The following is a 17,881-nucleotide window of genomic DNA, read 5'->3' as shown; positions in this document are numbered from 1 at the left end:
CAAGCAAGCTTGCTCACCAAAAAAGCAAATTTAAATTGATCGTTTGAATAAAGAACCCCCCAAAGCAGCCGACAACCTGGCTCTATGTGCTTTCAGGTTAAGGATGTCCCGATGTCGCTCAGGCAGCTCTCCATTCAATGGAAAATCACCCTGCTCGCGGGCCTCTGCCTGCTGGGGATCGTGACCCTGCTGGTGGGTTTGTCGCTGTATCGCATGGCGCAGAGTTCGGAGCAGGTCCAGGCCTCCAGCATGCAGATGCTCAATACCTCCGCCCAGGCGCGCATCGAGGCTCAAGGCGAAGCCCAGGCGCTGGGTATCCGTCGTCAGTTCATGGATGCCTACCAGTACGGCCATGGCTTTTCCCGTCAGGTGCTGTTCCTGCGCGAGCAGGCCGAAAAGCGCTTCCTCGACGCCTTCGACCCCCGCGAAGACCTGACCCGCCAGGTCAAGGCCGCCTTGCAGGCCAACCCGGACCTGCTGGGGTTGTCCCTGGTGTTCGAAGCCAATGCGCTGGACGGCAAGGACGAGTTGTTCGCCGATCAGGCAGAGTTGGGCAGCAACGACAAAGGCCGCTTCGCCCTGTACTGGTCGCAGCCGACGCCGGGCACGCTCACCTCAATGGCCCTGCCGGAAAGCGATATGGCCGACACAAGCATCGGCCCCAGCGGTGAACCGGCCAACGCCTGGTTCACTTGCCCGCGCACGACGCTCAAGCCCTGCGTGATCGAACCCTACTTTTATATGATCAACGGCCAGAACGTACTGATGACCAGCATCGTGTTCCCGCTGACCGTCAATGGCAAAGTCATCGCATCGCTGTCGGTGGACATCAACCTCAACAGCCTGCAGGCCGTGAGCCAACAGGCCAGCCAGAAACTGTACGACGGCCAGACTCAGGTGAGCATCCTCAGCGCTACCGGCTTGCTGGCCGGCTACAGCGCGGACGCCACCCAGTTGAGCAAACGCCTGGATCAGGTCGACACCGTCAGCGGCGCGCAAGTGCTCAGTGCACTGGCCAGCGGCCCACAGATCCGCAGCCTGCGCACCGACCATCAGCTCAAAGTGCTGGCGCCTTTCGCGCCGATTCCTGACGGCAAGCTGTGGGGCGTGTTGCTGGATGTACCGGAAAAAGTCCTGGTCGGCCCCGCCGAAGCGCTGAAGGCCCAACTGGATGCCGACAATGCACGTGGCACGCTGCTGGAGTTGGGGCTGGGCCTGCTGGCGGCGGTGATCGGTCTGATTCTGGTGTGGCTGATGGCCCGCAGCGTGACGCGGCCGATCCTCGGCGTGGCGCACATGCTCGAAGACATCGCCAGCGGCGAAGGCGACCTGACCCGGCGCCTGGCCTACGACAAGAAAGATGAACTGGGGCAGCTCGCGGGCTGGTTCAACCGTTTCCTCGACAAGCTGCAACCGATCATTGCCGAGGTGAAGCGCTCGGTGCAGGACGCCCGTGGCACTGCCGACCAATCCGCCGCGATTGCGACCCAGACCAGCGCCGGCATGGAGCAGCAATACCGCCAGGTCGACCAGGTGGCCACTGCCTCCCACGAGATGAGCGCCACCGCCCAGGACGTCGCCCGCAGCGCCGCCCAGGCCGCGCAAGCCGCACGCGATGCCGATCAGGCCACCCGCGACGGTTTGACCGTGATCGACCAGACCACCACCAACATCGGCCACCTGGCGGCGGATATGAGCACCGCCATGGCCCAGGTCGAGGGCCTGGCCGCCAATAGCGAGAAAATCGGTTCGGTGCTGGAAGTGATTCGCGGCATTGCCGAGCAGACCAACCTGTTGGCGCTCAACGCGGCCATCGAAGCCGCCCGCGCCGGTGAGGCCGGTCGTGGCTTTGCGGTGGTGGCGGATGAGGTGCGCAACCTTGCGCGGCGCACCCAGGAATCGGTGGAAGAAACCCGCCTGGTGATCGAGCAACTGCAAAGCGGCACCGAGGATGTGGTCGGCTCCATGGGCAACAGCTATCGCCAGGCCCAGGGCAGCGTCGAACAGGTCGGCCAGGCCGTCACCGCCCTGCGCCAGATCGGCGATGCAGTCACGGTCATCAGCGACATGAACCTGCAGATCGCCAGCGCCGCGGAAGAGCAAAGCGCAGTGGCCGAGGAGATCAACAGCAACGTGGCGACCATTCGCGATGTGACCGAGTCGCTGTCGGAACAGGCCAATGAGTCGGCGCGGGTGAGCCAGGCATTGAATAGCCTGGCAAATCAGCAGCAGGGATTGATGGATCAGTTTCGGGTCTGATCTGAATCAGCCGTAGATACGGGCGGTCAGATCTGGCGGTGTGGTAATTCGATCAGCACCTTGAGACCGCCCAGTTCGCTTTCCTGCAATTGCAGTACCCCGCCCCACACCTCGACGATATCCCGCACGATCCCCAGCCCCAAACCATGGCCGTCGATCTGCTCATCCAGGCGCGTGCCACGGCTGAATACCTGGTCGCGCTGGGTTTCGGGGATGCCGGGGCCGTCGTCTTCAACCGCCAGCAGGTAGCTGCGGGCGGTTTCACTGATCGTCAGCCGCACATCGGCATCCGCCCATTTGCAGGCGTTATCCAGCAGGTTGCCGAGCAGTTCCAGCAGGTCTTCCCGGTCCCAGGGCAATTGCAGGCCGGGGGCGGCGTGGTAGCTGAGGTCCAGATGCTCGCCATGGACCATGTTCAGGGTGGCCAGCAAACCGGGCAGTTCTTTTTCACAGTCGAACAAGGCACCCGGCAGGGTTTCGCCGGCCAGGCGTGCGCGGTTGAGCTCACGATTAAGGCGTTGTTGCACCTGTTCCAACTGGTTGCGCAGCAGTTTGCTCAGCTCGGGATGATCCTTGAGCGCCTCGCTCGACGCCGCGCTCAGCAACACGGCCAGTGGTGTTTTAAGGGCATGCCCGAGGTTGCCGAGGGCATTGCGTGAGCGCTTGAGGCTGTCTTCGGTGTGGGCCAGCAAGTGGTTGATCTGCGCTACCAGCGGCTCCAGTTCCAGCGGCACCTGGGTGTCGAGTTGCGAGCGCTGGCCCTGTTGCAACTGGGCGATTTGATTGCGCGCAGTTTCCAGCGGGCGCAAGGCACGGCGCACAGTGACCCGTTGCAGGACCAACACCAGCAGCAACGCCGCCAACCCCAGCACCAGGCCGATCTGACGCATCAACCGGAAGCTTTCCCGCACTGGCGTGTAGTCCTGGGCCACGCTGATTGAGATCGACTGGCCAAAGCGTTTGTAGTCCGAACGCAACACCAGCAATTGCTGGCCTTCCGGGCCCAGTTGCAGGTTGCCCTTGATCCCGGCTTCGGGCAGTTGGGGCAACTCCTGGTCCCACAGCGAACGGGAGCGCCAATGAGTGTCGGCGAAATCAATCCGGAAATAATGCCCGGAAAACGGCCGCTGATAGGCCGGCGACAGGCGCTGCTCATCCAACTGCACGCCGTTGGGCCCGCGCACCAGGGCCACCAACAGGTTTTCAGCGTCGTTGCGCAACCCTGCTTCCAGATAGCGCTGCAAGCCAGCTTCGAATAACCACAGGCTGGTTTGTGCCAGCACCAGGCCGACAATCACCATCACACTGATCAGGCCCAGGCTGAGGCGGCGCTGAATCGACTTCATGCAGGGCTGGCGCCAAAGCGGTAACCCTGGCCACGCCGGGTTTCGATCACGGCGCGGCCCAGTTTGCGGCGCAGGTGGTTGACGTGGACTTCCAGCACATTGGAGTCGCGCTCGGTCTCGCCGTCATACAAGTGCTCGGCCAGGTGGCTTTTGGACAGGATCTGTTCGGGGTGCAGCATGAAGTAGCGCAACAGGCGGAACTCGGCGGCGGTCAGTTGGATCTCGTCACCGTCGCGCAGTACGCATTGACGGCCTTCGTCCAAGTGCAGGCCGGCGGCTTGCAAGGTGGGCTGGTTGGCCTGGCCGTGGGAACGGCGCAACAGCGCTTGGATGCGCAGGTGCAGCTCTTCAGGGTGAAAAGGTTTGCTCAGGTAGTCGTCGGCACCGGCCTTGAGCCCTTCGATCCGCTCGGCCCACGAGTCGCGGGCGGTAAGGACCAGCACCGGAGTGGCCAATGCGGCCGCACGCCATTGCGCCAACACCTCAAGGCCGGGCAGACCGGGCAGGCCGAGGTCGAGGATGATCAGATCATAGGGTTCGCTGCGCCCCTGATACGCGGCGTCGCGCCCATCGGCCAGCCAGTCGACGGCATAGCCCTGGCGCTGCAGGCCGGCCAGCAGTTCATCGGCCAGGGGTACGTTGTCTTCCACCAGAAGCAGGCGCATCAGTCTTCCTCGTCTTTGATCAGTACACCGTTGGTGGCGTCGAGTTTAATCTCACGCACCACACCTTCGGTGGTCACCAGCTCCACTTCATAGGCATATTGGCCGTGTTTTTTCTCAAGCTCCGCCTCCAGCAAACGGGAGCCGGGATACCGTGCCATGGCCTGCTGCAACAGTTGCTCCAGCGGCAGGATCACGCCCTGCTGGCGCAGCGCGAGGGCTTCATCCTGGTTGAGGTCTCGGGCCTGCAAGCCCGAGCAGAACACCACCAACACCAACGCCACGCGACTGCCGGTGCGTAAATTTACCTTCATTACGTATCCTGATGATTCTTGAGAACCTGCCCGGTGAGCGCGTCCAATTCAACGTCCCATTCAATACCGTTGCGATCTTCCAGTTCGACCTCGTAGACATACTTGCCGTACGCTTCGTCCAGATCGGTGTCCAGCAGCGTCGAACCGGGGTGCAGGGCCAGCGCAGTGGCTTCCAGTTGGTCAAAGGCGACAATTGTAACAGTGGCCGGCACGGTCAGTGGCTTGTCGGGGTCCACGGCTCCGGCCTGGGTCGCCGTGGAGGCGATGATAGCGGCGGCGACCAGAGCAGTGAGGCGTTTCATGATAAGTCTCCGTTACACGATGTTATTCCTACGCCGGCCACGGTATCTGCTGCAACTTAACTGAAACTGAATTGCCACCATGGCAATTGCGCGGACAGCGGTTTTCCCACAGCTTGCGAGATTTCCTATACTGCCCCCTCGCTTCAACAGAGACCGGTATGACAGCCATCCACATCAAGTTTCCCGCGCTGACCCTCAAGGCCGGCAAACGCGCCCTCACCCGCATCCGCGAACAAGGCCTTGAGCCTGTCGATGTCGGCATCCTTCCCGGTGCGGCCGGCGGTCCCAAGGCGTTGGGCATCCAGGGCCTGGACCTGGCGCTGTTCGGCGACTGGCTGCCTCGGGCACCACGGGAACGGGCGCTGATCGGTGCGTCCATCGGCTCCTGGCGCTTTGCCAGCGCTTGCCTGCCCGACCCGGTGCAAGGCCTGCTGGACCTCGGCCGCCTGTACAACGAACAACGCTTTGCCAAAGGCGTGACCATGGCCGAGGTCACCCAGAGCTGCCAGCGCATGCTCGACGACCTGCTGGCCGGCCGCGATGCGCGGGTGCTGGACAACCCCGACTATCGGCTGAACATCATGGTAGTCAAAAGCCACGGCCTGCTCGCCGATGACCATCGCGGACGCCTGGGCCTCGGCCTGTCGTCGGTGATTGCCGATAACCTGCGTGGCCGCGCACGGTTGTCGCGGCACTTCGAGCGATTGATCATCCATGACCCGCGCCAGTTGCCACCGGTGCATCCGCTGAAGGATTTTCCGTCGAGGTTTCTTGAGCTGGATGCAGGCAACCTGCGCCAGGCGTTGCTTGCCTCGGGTTCGATCCCCATGGTGATGCAAGGCGTGCGCGACCTGCCCGGCGCAGGCGCCGGCACCTACCGCGACGGTGGCCTGCTGGACTACCACCTCGACTTGCCCTACCACGGCGAGGACATCGTGCTGTACCCGCACTTCACCGATCGGGTGATCCCCGGCTGGTTCGACAAAGGCCTGCCATGGCGGCGCAGCAATCAACAGGGTTTGCAGGACGTGTTGCTGCTGGCGCCATCCAGGGACTACCTGGCCCGCCTGCCCCACGGCAAACTGCCGGACCGCAGCGACTTCAAGCGCTTTTTGGGCGACGACAAAAGCCGCAATAAATACTGGCAAACCGCGATGAGCGAAAGCCAGCGGCTGGGGGATGAGTTTCTGCAACTGGCGGATAACGGTGGCTTGGGCGAGCGCTTGCAGGCGCTTTGACCCAGCGGTATGCGCGGCGCGTGATCAAGCTGTTAAACTCGCCGCCTGCCAGATACCTGACCGAGCTGAAAATACTGTGGAAATCTTCAAAGAGTTTACCTTCGAGTCCGCCCACCGCCTGCCGCACGTGCCGGATGGCCACAAATGCGGGCGCCTGCATGGGCATTCGTTCAAGGTGGCGATCCACCTGAGCGGCGACCTGGATCCCCATACCGGCTGGATTCGCGACTTCTCGGAGATCAAGGCGATTTTCAAGCCGCTCTACGAACGCCTCGACCACAACTACCTCAATGACATCCCAGGCCTGGAAAACCCAACCAGCGAAGTGCTGGCCAAGTGGATCTGGACTGAACTGAAACCGCTTTTGCCGGAACTCAGCGCGATCCGCATCCATGAGACCTGCACCAGCGGCTGCATCTATCGCGGCGAGTAAGCCGGCGTTGTGAAAAAACCACCCTTGGCGGTGGTTTTTTTGTGGCTGCGCACCAACCGTGGTGGCGAATCCACTGATCCAATTTGTATCACCCCCGCACCGCTTTCGTGCCCGACCGGGCAACTCGAACACGTCCTTCTGCGTTGGCTCCCTGTTTGGCTATAAAGATTGTGCACCGTACCGAACGCCGGTCACTGCGACTGATTTGGCACGCGCGGTGCAACAGGCCTCGTCACTCATTCAGGGAGCAAGGCACATGACGCAGCGAGAACCGGGCAACGATTACCCCTTAAGCGAAGTCCCCATGCATGCGCGCAAGGGCCTGGCATCGACCGCCATGGTGCTGCTGGGCTTTACGTTTTTTACCGCAACCATGTTTGCCGGCGGCAAGTTGGGGGTGGCGTTCAGTTTCACTGAGATGCTCGGGGTAGTGGCGTTGGGTAACCTGCTGCTGGGTATTTACGCCGCAGCCCTGGGCTACATCGCTTTCAAGAGTGGTCTGAACTCGGTGCTGATGGGGCGCTTCTGCTTTGGCGAAGTGGGTAGCAAGCTCAGTGACTTGATCCTCGGCTTCACCCAAATCGGCTGGTACGCCTGGGGAACAGCCACGGCGGCCGTGGTGCTGGGTAAATATTTCGAGCTGAGCCAGGGCAGCGTGCTGGCCTTGATGGTGCTGTTCGGGCTGGTGTTTTGCGCCACGGCCTACGTGGGCTATCGCGGGCTGGAGATTTTGTCCTACATCGCAGTGCCGGCCATGGGCTTGTTGCTGTTTTTGTCGATGTGGGTCGCCACGATGAAAGTCGGCGGGCTGGATGGGTTGCTGGCGGTAGTGCCGAGCGCTGAACTGGACTTGTCCACGGCTATTACCCTGGTGTTCGGCACCTTTGTCAGCGGCGCAACCCAGGCCACCAACTGGACGCGGTTTTCCCGCTCGGCCAGGGTGGCGGTGCTGGCCAGCCTGATCGGTTTCTTTATCGGCAATGGCCTGATGGTGCTGATAGGAGCCTATGGCGCCATCGTCTATCAGCAACCTGATGTGGTGGAAGTCTTGTTGCTGCAAGGCTTTGCCATGGCGGCGATGGCGATGCTGCTGCTCAATATCTGGAGCACCCAGGACAACACTATCTATAACTTCGCCGTGGCCGGCTGCAATCTCTTGCGCACCAAACGCCGCAAAACCGTCACCCTGGCCGGCGCGGTGATCGGCACTCTGCTGGCGCTGCTCGGCATGTACGACATGCTGGTGCCGTACCTGATCCTGCTGGGCACGGTGATCCCGCCGATTGGTGGCGTCATCATGGCGGACTTCTTCTACCGCTATCGCGGCCACTACCCTCGCTTGTCCGACGCACGCCTGCCGGCGTTCAACTGGCCGGGGCTGGTGGCGTATGCAGTGGGTACCGTGCTGGCATTCAACTCGCCATGGGTCGCGCCGTTGGTGGGGATCGCTGCGGCATCGCTCACCTACATCGCACTGAGCGCCGTACTGCGCGTGCGGGTGCCCCTGGCTGACGCTGACCCTGGAACCCGAATTTCACGAGAATGGTAACCTGATGGCCGTCTGAACATCGGCATCGCCCTGATGATCTGGCGACTGTCTGCCTGATTGTTTTTAGCCAAGAGGAACTTGCCCATGCACATCATCAACGCCCGCCTGCGCGACCGTGAAGGCCTGCATGATCTGCACCTGGAAAACGGCCGGATCGCCAGCATCACCCCACAAGCGACGCCGCCCGTACTGACGGCCGGTGACCTGGATGCCGCTGCCAACCTGGTGATCCCCCCCTTCGTCGAACCCCATATCCACCTTGACGCCACCCTTACCGCCGGCGAACCCCGCTGGAACATGAGCGGCACGCTGTTCGAAGGCATCGAGTGCTGGGGCGAACGCAAGGCCACCATCACCGAGCAAGACACCAGGACCCGCGCCAAGAAAACCATCCAGGCCCTCGCCGCCCACGGCATCCAGCACGTACGCACCCATGTCGACGTCACCGACCCGGACCTCACGGCGCTCAAGGCCATGCTGCAAGTGCGCGAAGAAAGCATGCACCTGATCGACCTGCAAATCGTCGCCTTTCCCCAGGAGGGCATCGAGTCCTACCGTAACGGCCGCGAGCTGATGGAAGAAGCCATCCGCCTAGGCGCAGACGTGATCGGCGGCATTCCCCACTTTGAATACACCCGCGACCAAGGCGTGAGTTCGGTGAAGTTCCTGATGGACCTGGCCGAACGCACGGGTTGCCTGGTCGATGTGCATTGCGACGAAACCGACGACCCCCATTCGCGCTTTCTCGAAGTGCTGGCCGAAGAAGCCCGCAGCCGCGACATGGGTGCCCGCGTCACCGCCAGCCACACCACGGCCATGGGTTCCTACGACAATGCTTACTGCGCCAAGCTCTTTCGCCTGCTGGGGCACTCCGGTATCAGCTTCGTCTCATGCCCGACCGAAAGTATCCACCTGCAAGGCCGCTTCGACAGCTTCCCGAAACGCCGGGGCGTCACGCGGGTCAACGAACTGCTCGAAGCCGGCATGAACGTGTGCTTCGGCCAGGACTCCATCGTCGACCCCTGGTACCCGCTGGGCAACGGCAATATCCTGCGGGTGCTGGAAGCCGGTTTGCACATCTGCCACATGCTCGGCTACCGCAACCTGCAAAGCGCCCTCGATTTGGTGACCGACAACAGCGCCAAGGCCATGGCCCTGGGTGATCGCTACGGACTGGAGCCTGGACGCCCGGCCAACCTGTTGATCCTTTCAGCGGACAGCGACTACGAAGTGATTCGCAGCCAGGGCCTGCCGCTGTACTCGATTCGTAACGGCAAGGTATTGATGAAGCGTCAGCCGGCACAGGTAGAGTTTGTGTAAGCGAGCGGGTCACTGGATTGAGTCGATATCCAGCGGTTGCGCCCTCCCCAACTCGCTCTGCGTGGCGGGAGGGATACTGGCGATCTGAGTCCGCGTCTGATTTTCACGATGGCGGAACCAGCGCTTGAGGCAAGGTTGCAACGTGACGGAATGGGCATGGCTCCCGTAGATATCGCGGGCCTCAAGACGCCGCCAGCGCAGGGTTTGCAGGCGTTCGCGACTGCTGTTCAGGCGGTCGATCTCGGCGTTCAAGGGCTCGTGATATGCATAGGTCCGGTCGTTGGCTGGGCGATGTCGAGTCAATTCACGCCGCTTGTCTTGCAGTTGTTTGCGCATGGTCGCCAGGGCATGGTCGAGCAGGTCGAATTCGCGCTGGGTCACCAGAGGGCCGTTGCTGTCCACCGCTTGTTGCCAGCGCCGCAACGTCGCCCAGGCGGCAGGTATGTAGCTGGCGGTCATGAAGTGCTGCTTGTATTGCACCAACTGTCTGATCAAACCTTCGCGGTCGGGCATATCACCCTGCACTTGCAACGCTCGATTGCGGCCTGCCTCTTCGATGGACTCACAGCCGGGTTTCCAGAGTACCGACGAGTGCGTGCCATCGGGGAGCATGATCGGCATGAAGTGTTGCTGCTCGCCATGATGCTGGTAAGGGTTGCCGCCAATGCGTACCAGACCTGCGGCGAACAAAAGGCCACCCGCCGTGGGCGCGCTGAATAGCGTAACGGCACCGGGAATCCAGAGTTTCGCGGTGGTGTTCATCCAGGGTGCCGGGACGCTGGGGACGGGGTCGTTGTGGTTGACGATGCGGTGGTGGACCAGCGTGGAAGCGCCAGCGGTGAACGCGGAGTCGGCGGCACGGGGCGCGCCGTAGGTATAGAGGAGGATGTTGTAGTTTGCATCGGGAATTCGTCGTAAGCCTTCAGCCAGAAGCAACGCAATCGCGCCGCCCAGGCTGTGGCCACACATCACAATGCGCTGGCCGGTGTGAAACTGATCGAGGTAGCGCAATACGAACTTACGTACTGCTCGGTACGCCTGATAGAAACCATCGTGCGCTTTGCCAACCCCCTCCGCGAAATGCACCTGGTGGGCGTTGGCATCGCGCAATCCATCTGCGGCACTGGCAGTCCCACGCACCGCTATCAGGATGACCTCATCGTGGTGAGTGATGAACGCTTGGGTATCAGTGCCGTCTTTTTCGTCATCGAAGAAATGCGAGCGCGCGGGGTGTTCCTGTTGATCGCCCAGTTCCGGGCGATTCTGGGGGTACAACGCAGGGTCGAACGGCAGGATTTCGAAGCGCCGGGAGTACGGGACTTCCTCATAGAGTGGGTAGAAACGCTGTGTTTGCTCAGGATCAACTCGCCACGCTTCCTGATGCCCAGCGAGCTGTTCGGCAAACAGATTCCCGACACTGGGATCCAGCGGAAAACGCACTTCATCCTGGGGTTTCTCCGGCGGCACCTGACCGAAGCTGCAATAGCTCAGTGATGCAAATAACGCCAACTGGTATAGGTTCAAGGCGCAGAAATCATCCTGCGTTGACAACATCGGGCGCAGGGCTCGAAGCGGGCGGACTTCAAGAACGGTGTGGTTGTTGGGGAATAGTACGACCCCGAACAAGGTCGGCTGGGGAGGACCGAAGCTTAGGTCTGCCATCATTTTCAGGGCGTGGCGTTGGGGGCGATGAGGTGAAGGTGCCACGGGCGGAAGATGAGCAATGTGACGAACGAAGTCACTCACTTCAACCTGGTAAAACTGATCGCCATTCTGACGGGAGTGACTAAGCCCGGTTCGCTTGCCAGTGGGATCTGAAAATTGCGTTTGCTCAGCTCTGACTTGGAGTTCGGTGATAGGTAATGGATATTTTTCTCGCGCCTGCAATGTCGAATAAAAGGTGCCCTTCGTCTCGAATTCAGCATCGAAAACCAGCACGACAGGACCACGGCAGTGCCCGTCTACACGGGCGAAACCGTCACCGTTCAGATGTCCTTTGTACGGCTGCCCCGCACTGTCAAAAACTTCATATTTAAGCCCTCCATAGGCTTTCCCTTCGCCTGATTCATCTACCAGGCAAAAACTCAACATGCCATCACGCAACGCACAGGCAGGCATTTTTTCATTAAAAAAGGGTTGCTTCCATTGTTCCATCGTCATGTCTGGATATCCTTATTCAGTACAAGTCGGGTATATGTCGCATATGCGCCCATCGGGCATTTTGAAAGGTTTGAAATCCGTAGTGTTACCCATGCAGAACGCGTACTGGTCCTCCAGACTCGCCCCTCGGCAACGTTTCCAGCCTTTAGGAAAACGAACCCAGTTGTCACCCATGTAAGGTCTTTCTTCGTTAGTCAGGCCCAGCTTTATCAATATACTTTTCCGTCTCAATTCATCTCGCGAAAAACCTCCGCCAGCGTGGGTTGTGCGCGATTGCCCACTAGCGCCCAACGAATTACAGCTCAGAACCTTCCTCAATGCATGTATCGGCCCCACGGTCCGAAACAACCACTGACATTGCCACAACAACTCCTGAATCCCAGACTCAGGCATCCTCGGTATTTCTCCCGCTAAGCTATCGCGAATGGAAATTCCCGCAATATCCCCCCCAACATCCCCATCCCGTGTCCCCCATTTCGCATAAAAATCAAACTCCACGCCACGCAACACCAGCGGGCACCCGCCCACTGTTTCATTCAGCGGCAATTGATAACTCACCCGACTGGCCGCTGCTTTGTAGTCTGTAAAAAAGACCTTGCGCTCCGGCCGCTTGCCTCGGCGCCTTGGCAACGTGCAGGCCTCACCCGTCGCGGGCCCGTAATTGGCAGCTGTTTTAAGTTCAAATTGCGGCGGCAAATCCACCTGCAGCGTAAAGCTATCGACCGGCTTTGCCGCGCACCCCCACAGCCCCGCCATTCCCAGCGCAAGCGACACCCCCAAGATGCGTCTAGTCATCTGCTTTCTCCATCCGGTGCCACTGCTGCAACACCCGTTGGAAATGATCTTCGGGGGGTTCTCCAGCGGTTGGCTGCCAACGAATACCACTGTCGCGAGTGGCCTCTTCCAACCGTCGCACCACCAGAAACTCAAGTTGTTCAGGCCTGCGCCATTGCCAAGCGCGAGCTTGTTCCAGCACCTGGGTCAACCAGACTCTGGGGTCTTGGAATTCGACCAGCGCCGCCAGGCTTTCACTGTGCTCAGCCAGCAGATAACGCAAGATATTGGCGTGCAAAATGGCGTGGGCATTTGGGTTGGGTATGCTCAGCCAAGGCGCTGGATCAGGCACCGAATAGTCACCGGGTAACGGGTTGTTCCCACAGTGCCAGCGGCCTTCATGCCAGTAGCACACACTGATCAGCGGGCCAAGGAATGCTGGCCACTGCTCACTGCTCAGGTGGTTCAGCGCCCGCGCCAGCGTACGATTGTCGTGAAAGCGGTACAGCGCCTGGTTACCTTGCGGCCCGACCAGCAGCCGGTCGCGCCAATGTTGCGTCACGCCCGTCAGGTCCACGGCTGGCAAACTGCCCAACCAGCCCCAATTCGTCTCGGGGTTTTGAAGAAGATCCAGCAGCGCAGGCTCGCCGACCTGATCCAGCAACAGGATCAAGGGGCCCGCCGTGGCGATTTCCGCCAGCGGGGTTTGTGCGTAGAGACTGCAATACTCGAGTAACCCCCGCGCTGCCAACATCGGCTGGCGGGCTGCGTTCTCGCCTTCAAGTATCAAGCACAACCTGCGCCCTGCCTGCAGTTGTTGGCTCATCCATTGGCTTGGAAGAGTGTCCATCAGGCCGCCCTCTCACTGACATTGCACAGCCCTTCTCGGCAGCACTCGCACACCGCACAGAAGTCCGCGCCCAGTTCCCTGGCCAAGTGCATGATGGCGCCCTGGACAACGGAGACTTTCGGACGCTCGACAACCGATGCAGACTTCGCCGAACGAATGGCGGACGGAGTGCCACCCAAGGTGATGGGCCGGCTGGCGAAAATGCCGCCCGCCTGGATAACCAGGTGCTCTCCTCCGGCTTTGAAGCTCAGTTGCGCACCTGCGTCGATCACCAGGCTGACACCGGCCTTGAGATGCACCTGTTGCCCGGCTTCAATCACCAGGGTTTGCCCGACATACGTCTGGCTATCGCCCTGCACATCCAAGTGATCGCTGGCTTTAAGTACCACCTTGCGATCACCCGTAACGTGACGATGCTCTTCGCTTTCCAGGTGAACCGTGCTTAACCCCCGAATGATTTCCCGCCGCTCACCCGCGACTTCCAAGTGAGCGTCATGCCCCACCTGCTGCTCAAGATCCCGTTGAGCGCGGACGTAAATAAGTTCCTCGCCACGACGGTCTTCAACGTGCAACTCGTTGGAACCGCCGCCGCCCAGGGTACTGCGGCTGCGCAAGACACTGCGGGTCTTGTGTTGCGGCAAGGGATAGGTCGGCATGTGCAACGCATTGGGCAGGCAACCGTGGACCAACGGCTGGTCCGGGTCACCTTCCAGAAACGTCACCAGTACTTCCATGCCCACCCGTGGGAGCATCGTGGTGCCAAACCCGTCACCGGCCCAAGCCGACGCCACCCGTACCCAACCACTGCTTTTGTCGTCGGTCTTGTCCAGCCGGTCCCAGTGAAACCGCACTTTCACCCGGCCGTACGCATCGCAATGCACCTCCTCACCGGCAGGCCCGGTCACCGTTGCGGTCTGGGTGCCGTTGATGGTCGGCTTGGGGTGTTTGAGGGGCGGTCGATGCGTCGCCCTCCACGGTGTCGCCGTGAAGCGGTTGCGATACCCCTGGAAGGTGCCGTCCTCACCTACTGCCTCCTCCAGCACCTGCGGCTGATAGCCCTCATGACGGACCGAGGTAATCAACCACAAATCGTTGCAAAGCGGATCTGGATGGTCACGCAACTCAAGAAAGTGCCCACTGCACAGCGCCGGTTGGTCGCTTTTGCCCGACGCACGATAACGGTCGCGCTGATGGCGTTCCAAGCCTCTGCGAGCCAGGCGCAAACCCCGTTCATGGCCACTGAACCCGGCGGGATAGCGGTAGTCTTCAAGGGATTGTTCTGCTGTGGAACCCGCAGCGGCCTGCAGGCGCAGGGACGGATGCTCGAAATCATGATCACGCCGCACCGTTTGCCCACTGCGGGTACGAAGCCGCACATCGAAACGCTGGATAACCCGAGTGTCAGCCTTCGGTCCGCCAGCTGGGGAATAACGCTGCGCGGGCAAGCGGCGAAACGCAGTCTGGTCATCGCCAAACACCAGCACATGCGCGTCTGCGCTGTGACGGAAGTGGTAATGAATGCCCTCCTCTTCGCACAGCCGCTGGACGAACTGCAGATCGGTTTCCGCGTATTGCACACAGAACGTGCGCGGCGGGTACACCACCGGGCCCAGCTCAAAGACATGGCTGTCGGCCAAAATGCCGTGTTGTTCAAGGACTGTGGCGATGATCTGGGGAACGCTGCGCTGCTGGAAAATCCGCTGGTCGCGCCGGTGGGCAAGGTAGGCAAGACGCGGTGCCAGCGTCAGGTGGTAGCAGGTGAGTCTTCGACCCGGATCCCGCCGGCCGATCGCGTAAACCTGCCCGTGCAGGCCTTCGCTGGCTTCACCGAAATCCAGGTAGGCGGGTTGATGAAGCAACGACTCCAGGTCAAGGTCGGGGTCTTCGCTGACGCCCTTTATCTGGATGAAATACGGTTGGTCGAGAAACTCCTGGCCTTTGAATTCAAGTACCTGGAAGTCTGTATTCATACAGGGAAATATCAACTTGAAACGTGAAGAAACAAACGCGTCAACCATCCTTTGTTACCCGCCAATGTTATTGCCAATCTGAATTTTTATCCGGCTGAACACTGAATAAATGCCGATAAAAAGCGCCTGAACACCGCAAAGCTTAGCGATCCCAGGAAAAAAATCGGCCCTGTTAAAGTAAAAAAGAAGTTTCGTACGGCAAAGCTAGAAGTGTCTTTTAGGAAACAAAGAATCGAGGCCCTAGACCACTTAATTAAAAAAGAAATCCCCTACAACAACTTGCAGTTAAATAACTAATAGATAGCGAAACGGCTGACAACCACTCAGGGCTTCAGCCGTTCAAACAGGTTTATGCCTGAGGCGATGCAGTCCCAAAAAGGCTGACGCTCAGTAGCGTTTCAGCCTGCGTCTGCAAACGCACTGGCGCAGTGCCACCCGGCATCACCACCGCCACTTCACCACCTTCGACCCAACCCGCTCGCCACGCCGCACATGCCACAGCACTGGCGCTGGTGCCGGAGGACGCCGTGGGGCCCTCTCCCCGTTCGAACACCCGGGCAATAATCCGATTGCCGGACTGCCGGGCCGCCCACTGCAAATTGACCCCCGCCAAACAGGGCCGACCACTGCCTGCCGGGGGCGCAAAGGCTATTGCCTGCAGTTGTTCGAACAGCGCGGGCTGCTGCATCAGCAGGTTGTCCGGCAAGGCCGACACGTGCTCGACCAACGTCACGCAATGGGGATTGCCCACGCGCACAAACTGGCTGTGGGTCCACTGCGAGTCAATCGCCGCCAACGCTGTTACGTGGCTCAGTTCAGTACCGCCGAGCAACGCCTGCTCGACGCCGTGCGCGCCCACCGCCGACGGCCCGAAACCGGGCAAACCCAATGCCAGCCAGAAGCCCTGGCGGTGCTCATGGACGGCTGGCTCGACCCGCGTTGCTACCGGCGACCCCGCATCAGGTTTGTCATGATGCACGCGCAATTCACAGGCCTGGGTCATCAGGCCCTGGTCCGTGAGTGCCTGGGCAAAAATCGTCAGCCCGTTGCCACTGCGTTCGGCCAACGAGCCGTCGGTGTTGACGATCAACAGGTCAAACGGCGGCTCGGCCTGGAAAGGGCCAACCAGCAAGCCATCACATCGGTGGGCTTTCGCATTGGCTGGACGCGGCGTCGAACCCCAGTCGCACTCCGACGTTATCGCCAGGGACGCCCAATGCTCGCGAGCACACGCGGCCTGCGCGGCGCTATCGGGCAGCTCGATACCCCGGCCGCGTAAAAACGCAGGGCTGACTACGCCATAAATATTGCCCCGTGCATCATAGAACCGGGTCATGGCGCCGCCTGCCTTAAAATCTTCATCGTTTAGTCCGTTCGATTGCCTACACACTGGAACAGCAGCGTATTACACAACAAAGCGTTTGTGGGAACCCGGCTCGATCCCCAAGGCCTGATGTGCAAGGATGTCGCGCCGGACATCGTTCGTTGAACGCAAAACCAAGGATTCTTCATGACTGCCATCCCCACCTCAGCGCCCGTGGTTCCCGGGCGACTGGAACAAATGTCGACCCGTATCGCTTTTTTCATTGCCGGCTTCGGTATTGCAGCCTGGGCGCCGCTGGTGCCCTATGCCAAAGCGCGTGCGGCGTTGAGTGATGGCACGCTGGGTCTGCTGTTGTTATGCCTGGGGGTGGGGTCGATCATCGCGATGCCGGCTGCGGGTGCGTTGGCATCACGCTACGGTTGCCGACGTGTACTGAGCGCCGGCACGGTCATGATCTGCCTGGCCTTGCCGATACTTGCCACGGTCAGCTCGATTCCGTTGCTGATCGCCGGGTTGTTTCTGTTTGGCGCGGGACTGGGCACGGTGGACTCCACGGTGAACCTGCAAGCCGTCATTGTTGAGCGCGCGAGTGGCAAAACCATGATGTCGGGCTTTCATGGTCTGTTCAGCCTGGGCGGCATCGTTGGGGCTGCGGGGGTTGCCGGGTTACTGGGGTTGGGCCTGTCGCCTCTGCAAGCAACGCTGGTAGTGATCGTCATCATGGCGGTGGCGCTGCTCAAGGCCGCGCCGCACTTGCTGCCCTACGGCAGTGAAAGTTCGGGCCCGGCGTTTGCGATTCCCCACGGCGTGGTGCTGTTTATCGGCTGCCTGTGCTTTATCGTTTTTCTGGCCGAGGGGGCGGTACTCGACTGGAGCGCGGTGTTCCTCAGCGCCGAGCGCGGGTTGGATGAAGCCTACGCCGGCCTGGGTTACGCCGCCTTTGCTTTGACCATGACCGCGGGACGCCTGACTGGCGATGCCATCGTACGGCGCCTGGGCGCTACGCGGGTGATTGTGGCGGGGGGTTCCCTGGCAGCCGCCGGGGTCTTTCTCGCCACATTGTCGCCCGCCTGGGAGATGGCTTTGCTGGGTTACGCGCTGGTGGGGGCCGGCTGTTCAAATATCGTCCCGGTGCTCTACACCGCCGTCGGCAAGCAGACCCTCATGCCGGAGCATATCGCTGTACCCGCCATTACCACGCTGGGGTATGCCGGTATTCTGGCCGGGCCCGCCATGATCGGCTTCATTGCTCACGGCAGCAGCCTGGCAAGCGCCTTCCTGTTGATCGGTGGATTGCTGGTGGCCGTGGCAATCAGCGGAAAAATACTGCGGGTATAAATGAAATAGAGCATGAGCTTCTTGAGTCGCTCAAGAAGCTCC

Annotated in this window: 15 protein-coding genes; 6 read left to right on the top strand and 9 right to left on the bottom strand. The window is 60.7% G+C overall.

Annotated features, from left to right (window positions below; all coding sequences use genetic code 11):
• Positions 1–111 precede the first annotated feature (111 nt).
• Entirely contained in the window at positions 112–2,259 is a 2,148-nt protein-coding gene (locus AOA60_RS13655) for a methyl-accepting chemotaxis protein (RefSeq protein ID WP_099584874.1), read from the top strand.
• A 26-nt stretch (positions 2,260–2,285) separates the two neighbouring features.
• Here the strand turns inward: AOA60_RS13655 and AOA60_RS13650 are convergent, their stop codons facing one another.
• The 4 genes from AOA60_RS13650 to AOA60_RS13635 are packed head-to-tail and all read right to left on the bottom strand — an operon-like array spanning position 2,286 to position 4,883.
• Positions 2,286–3,605: a sensor histidine kinase gene (locus tag AOA60_RS13650; RefSeq protein ID WP_099584873.1), complete on the bottom strand. Its 1,320-nt coding sequence runs from the start codon at positions 3,603–3,605 to the stop codon at positions 2,286–2,288.
• Positions 3,602–4,270 (bottom strand): response regulator transcription factor, encoded by a 669-nt coding sequence (locus tag AOA60_RS13645; protein ID WP_099584872.1) that lies wholly within the window; start codon positions 4,268–4,270, stop codon positions 3,602–3,604. The genes AOA60_RS13650 and AOA60_RS13645 overlap by 4 nt, the downstream gene beginning before the upstream one ends.
• Entirely contained in the window at positions 4,270–4,581 is a 312-nt protein-coding gene (locus AOA60_RS13640) for a PepSY domain-containing protein (RefSeq protein ID WP_099584871.1), read from the bottom strand. The genes AOA60_RS13645 and AOA60_RS13640 overlap by 1 nt, the downstream gene beginning before the upstream one ends.
• On the bottom strand, positions 4,581–4,883 hold the full coding sequence (locus AOA60_RS13635; protein WP_099584870.1) for a PepSY domain-containing protein: 303 nt from the start codon (positions 4,881–4,883) through the stop codon (positions 4,581–4,583). Before AOA60_RS13635 ends, AOA60_RS13640 begins: the two co-directional genes overlap by 1 nt.
• Before the next feature lie 158 nt (positions 4,884–5,041).
• Between AOA60_RS13635 and AOA60_RS13630 the strand changes: the two genes are divergently transcribed.
• From AOA60_RS13630 to codA, 4 genes are all read left to right on the top strand, one after another.
• Positions 5,042–6,121 (top strand): hypothetical protein, encoded by a 1,080-nt coding sequence (locus AOA60_RS13630; protein WP_099584869.1) that lies wholly within the window; start codon positions 5,042–5,044, stop codon positions 6,119–6,121.
• Positions 6,122–6,197: 76 nt separating this feature from the next.
• The gene (gene queD / locus AOA60_RS13625; protein WP_017736453.1) at positions 6,198–6,554 is read left to right on the top strand and encodes a 6-carboxytetrahydropterin synthase QueD; all 357 of its coding nucleotides are present in this window, start codon (positions 6,198–6,200) and stop codon (positions 6,552–6,554) included.
• Between the two features lie 256 nt (positions 6,555–6,810).
• The gene (gene codB / locus AOA60_RS13620; protein ID WP_099584868.1) at positions 6,811–8,103 is read left to right on the top strand and encodes a cytosine permease; all 1,293 of its coding nucleotides are present in this window, start codon (positions 6,811–6,813) and stop codon (positions 8,101–8,103) included.
• 84 nt (positions 8,104–8,187) lie between these two features.
• On the top strand, positions 8,188–9,423 hold the full coding sequence (gene codA / locus AOA60_RS13615) for a cytosine deaminase (protein ID WP_099584867.1): 1,236 nt from the start codon (positions 8,188–8,190) through the stop codon (positions 9,421–9,423).
• A 9-nt stretch (positions 9,424–9,432) separates the two neighbouring features.
• Here the strand turns inward: codA and AOA60_RS13610 are convergent, their stop codons facing one another.
• From AOA60_RS13610 to AOA60_RS13590, 5 genes are all read right to left on the bottom strand, one after another.
• Positions 9,433–11,583 carry a lipase family protein gene (locus AOA60_RS13610; RefSeq protein WP_099584866.1) on the bottom strand — a complete coding sequence of 717 codons (2,151 nt, stop codon included), beginning with the start codon at positions 11,581–11,583 and terminating at the stop codon, positions 9,433–9,435.
• A 12-nt stretch (positions 11,584–11,595) separates the two neighbouring features.
• Entirely contained in the window at positions 11,596–12,378 is a 783-nt protein-coding gene (locus tag AOA60_RS13605; protein WP_178075356.1) for a hypothetical protein, read from the bottom strand.
• Positions 12,371–13,207, bottom strand: coding sequence for a DUF4123 domain-containing protein (locus tag AOA60_RS13600; RefSeq protein WP_099584865.1), 837 nt, complete (start codon positions 13,205–13,207; stop codon positions 12,371–12,373). Before AOA60_RS13600 ends, AOA60_RS13605 begins: the two co-directional genes overlap by 8 nt.
• Positions 13,207–15,225 (bottom strand): type VI secretion system tip protein VgrG, encoded by a 2,019-nt coding sequence (locus AOA60_RS13595; protein ID WP_099584864.1) that lies wholly within the window; start codon positions 15,223–15,225, stop codon positions 13,207–13,209. The genes AOA60_RS13600 and AOA60_RS13595 overlap by 1 nt, the downstream gene beginning before the upstream one ends.
• A gap of 301 nt (positions 15,226–15,526) precedes the next feature.
• Positions 15,527–16,513, bottom strand: a complete 987-nt coding sequence (locus AOA60_RS13590; protein WP_099584863.1) for a diaminopimelate epimerase — start codon at positions 16,511–16,513, stop codon at positions 15,527–15,529.
• A gap of 174 nt (positions 16,514–16,687) precedes the next feature.
• Between AOA60_RS13590 and AOA60_RS13585 the strand changes: the two genes are divergently transcribed.
• Positions 16,688–17,839, top strand: a complete 1,152-nt coding sequence (locus AOA60_RS13585) for an MFS transporter (RefSeq protein WP_099584862.1) — start codon at positions 16,688–16,690, stop codon at positions 17,837–17,839.
• Positions 17,840–17,881: the final 42 nt, after the last annotated feature.

Source organism: Pseudomonas sp. 2822-17, from assembly GCF_002742485.1.
Taxonomy (GTDB): domain Bacteria; phylum Pseudomonadota; class Gammaproteobacteria; order Pseudomonadales; family Pseudomonadaceae; genus Aquipseudomonas; species Aquipseudomonas cyclaminis.
The sequence above is the reverse complement of the archived record's forward strand: the minus strand, read 5'-3'. Positions and strand labels throughout refer to the sequence as shown.

Bases quoted from the DNA above. Each gene is read 5' to 3' on its own strand.
- AOA60_RS13610 (WP_099584866.1), bottom strand. From the start codon at position 11,583: ATGACGATGGAACAATGGAAGCAACCCTTTTTTAATGAAAAAATGCCT.
- AOA60_RS13640 (WP_099584871.1), bottom strand. From the start codon at position 4,581: ATGAAGGTAAATTTACGCACCGGCAGTCGCGTGGCGTTGGTGTTGGTG.
- AOA60_RS13590 (WP_099584863.1), bottom strand. From the start codon at position 16,513: ATGACCCGGTTCTATGATGCACGGGGCAATATTTATGGCGTAGTCAGC.
- AOA60_RS13605 (WP_178075356.1), bottom strand. From the start codon at position 12,378: ATGACTAGACGCATCTTGGGGGTGTCGCTTGCGCTGGGAATGGCGGGG.
- AOA60_RS13595 (WP_099584864.1), bottom strand. From the start codon at position 15,225: ATGGTTGACGCGTTTGTTTCTTCACGTTTCAAGTTGATATTTCCCTGT.
- AOA60_RS13655 (WP_099584874.1), top strand. From the start codon at position 112: ATGTCGCTCAGGCAGCTCTCCATTCAATGGAAAATCACCCTGCTCGCG.
- AOA60_RS13635 (WP_099584870.1), bottom strand. From the start codon at position 4,883: ATGAAACGCCTCACTGCTCTGGTCGCCGCCGCTATCATCGCCTCCACG.
- AOA60_RS13650 (WP_099584873.1), bottom strand. From the start codon at position 3,605: ATGAAGTCGATTCAGCGCCGCCTCAGCCTGGGCCTGATCAGTGTGATG.
- AOA60_RS13630 (WP_099584869.1), top strand. From the start codon at position 5,042: ATGACAGCCATCCACATCAAGTTTCCCGCGCTGACCCTCAAGGCCGGC.
- AOA60_RS13585 (WP_099584862.1), top strand. From the start codon at position 16,688: ATGACTGCCATCCCCACCTCAGCGCCCGTGGTTCCCGGGCGACTGGAA.
- AOA60_RS13600 (WP_099584865.1), bottom strand. From the start codon at position 13,207: ATGGACACTCTTCCAAGCCAATGGATGAGCCAACAACTGCAGGCAGGG.
- codA (WP_099584867.1), top strand. From the start codon at position 8,188: ATGCACATCATCAACGCCCGCCTGCGCGACCGTGAAGGCCTGCATGAT.
- AOA60_RS13645 (WP_099584872.1), bottom strand. From the start codon at position 4,270: ATGCGCCTGCTTCTGGTGGAAGACAACGTACCCCTGGCCGATGAACTG.
- codB (WP_099584868.1), top strand. From the start codon at position 6,811: ATGACGCAGCGAGAACCGGGCAACGATTACCCCTTAAGCGAAGTCCCC.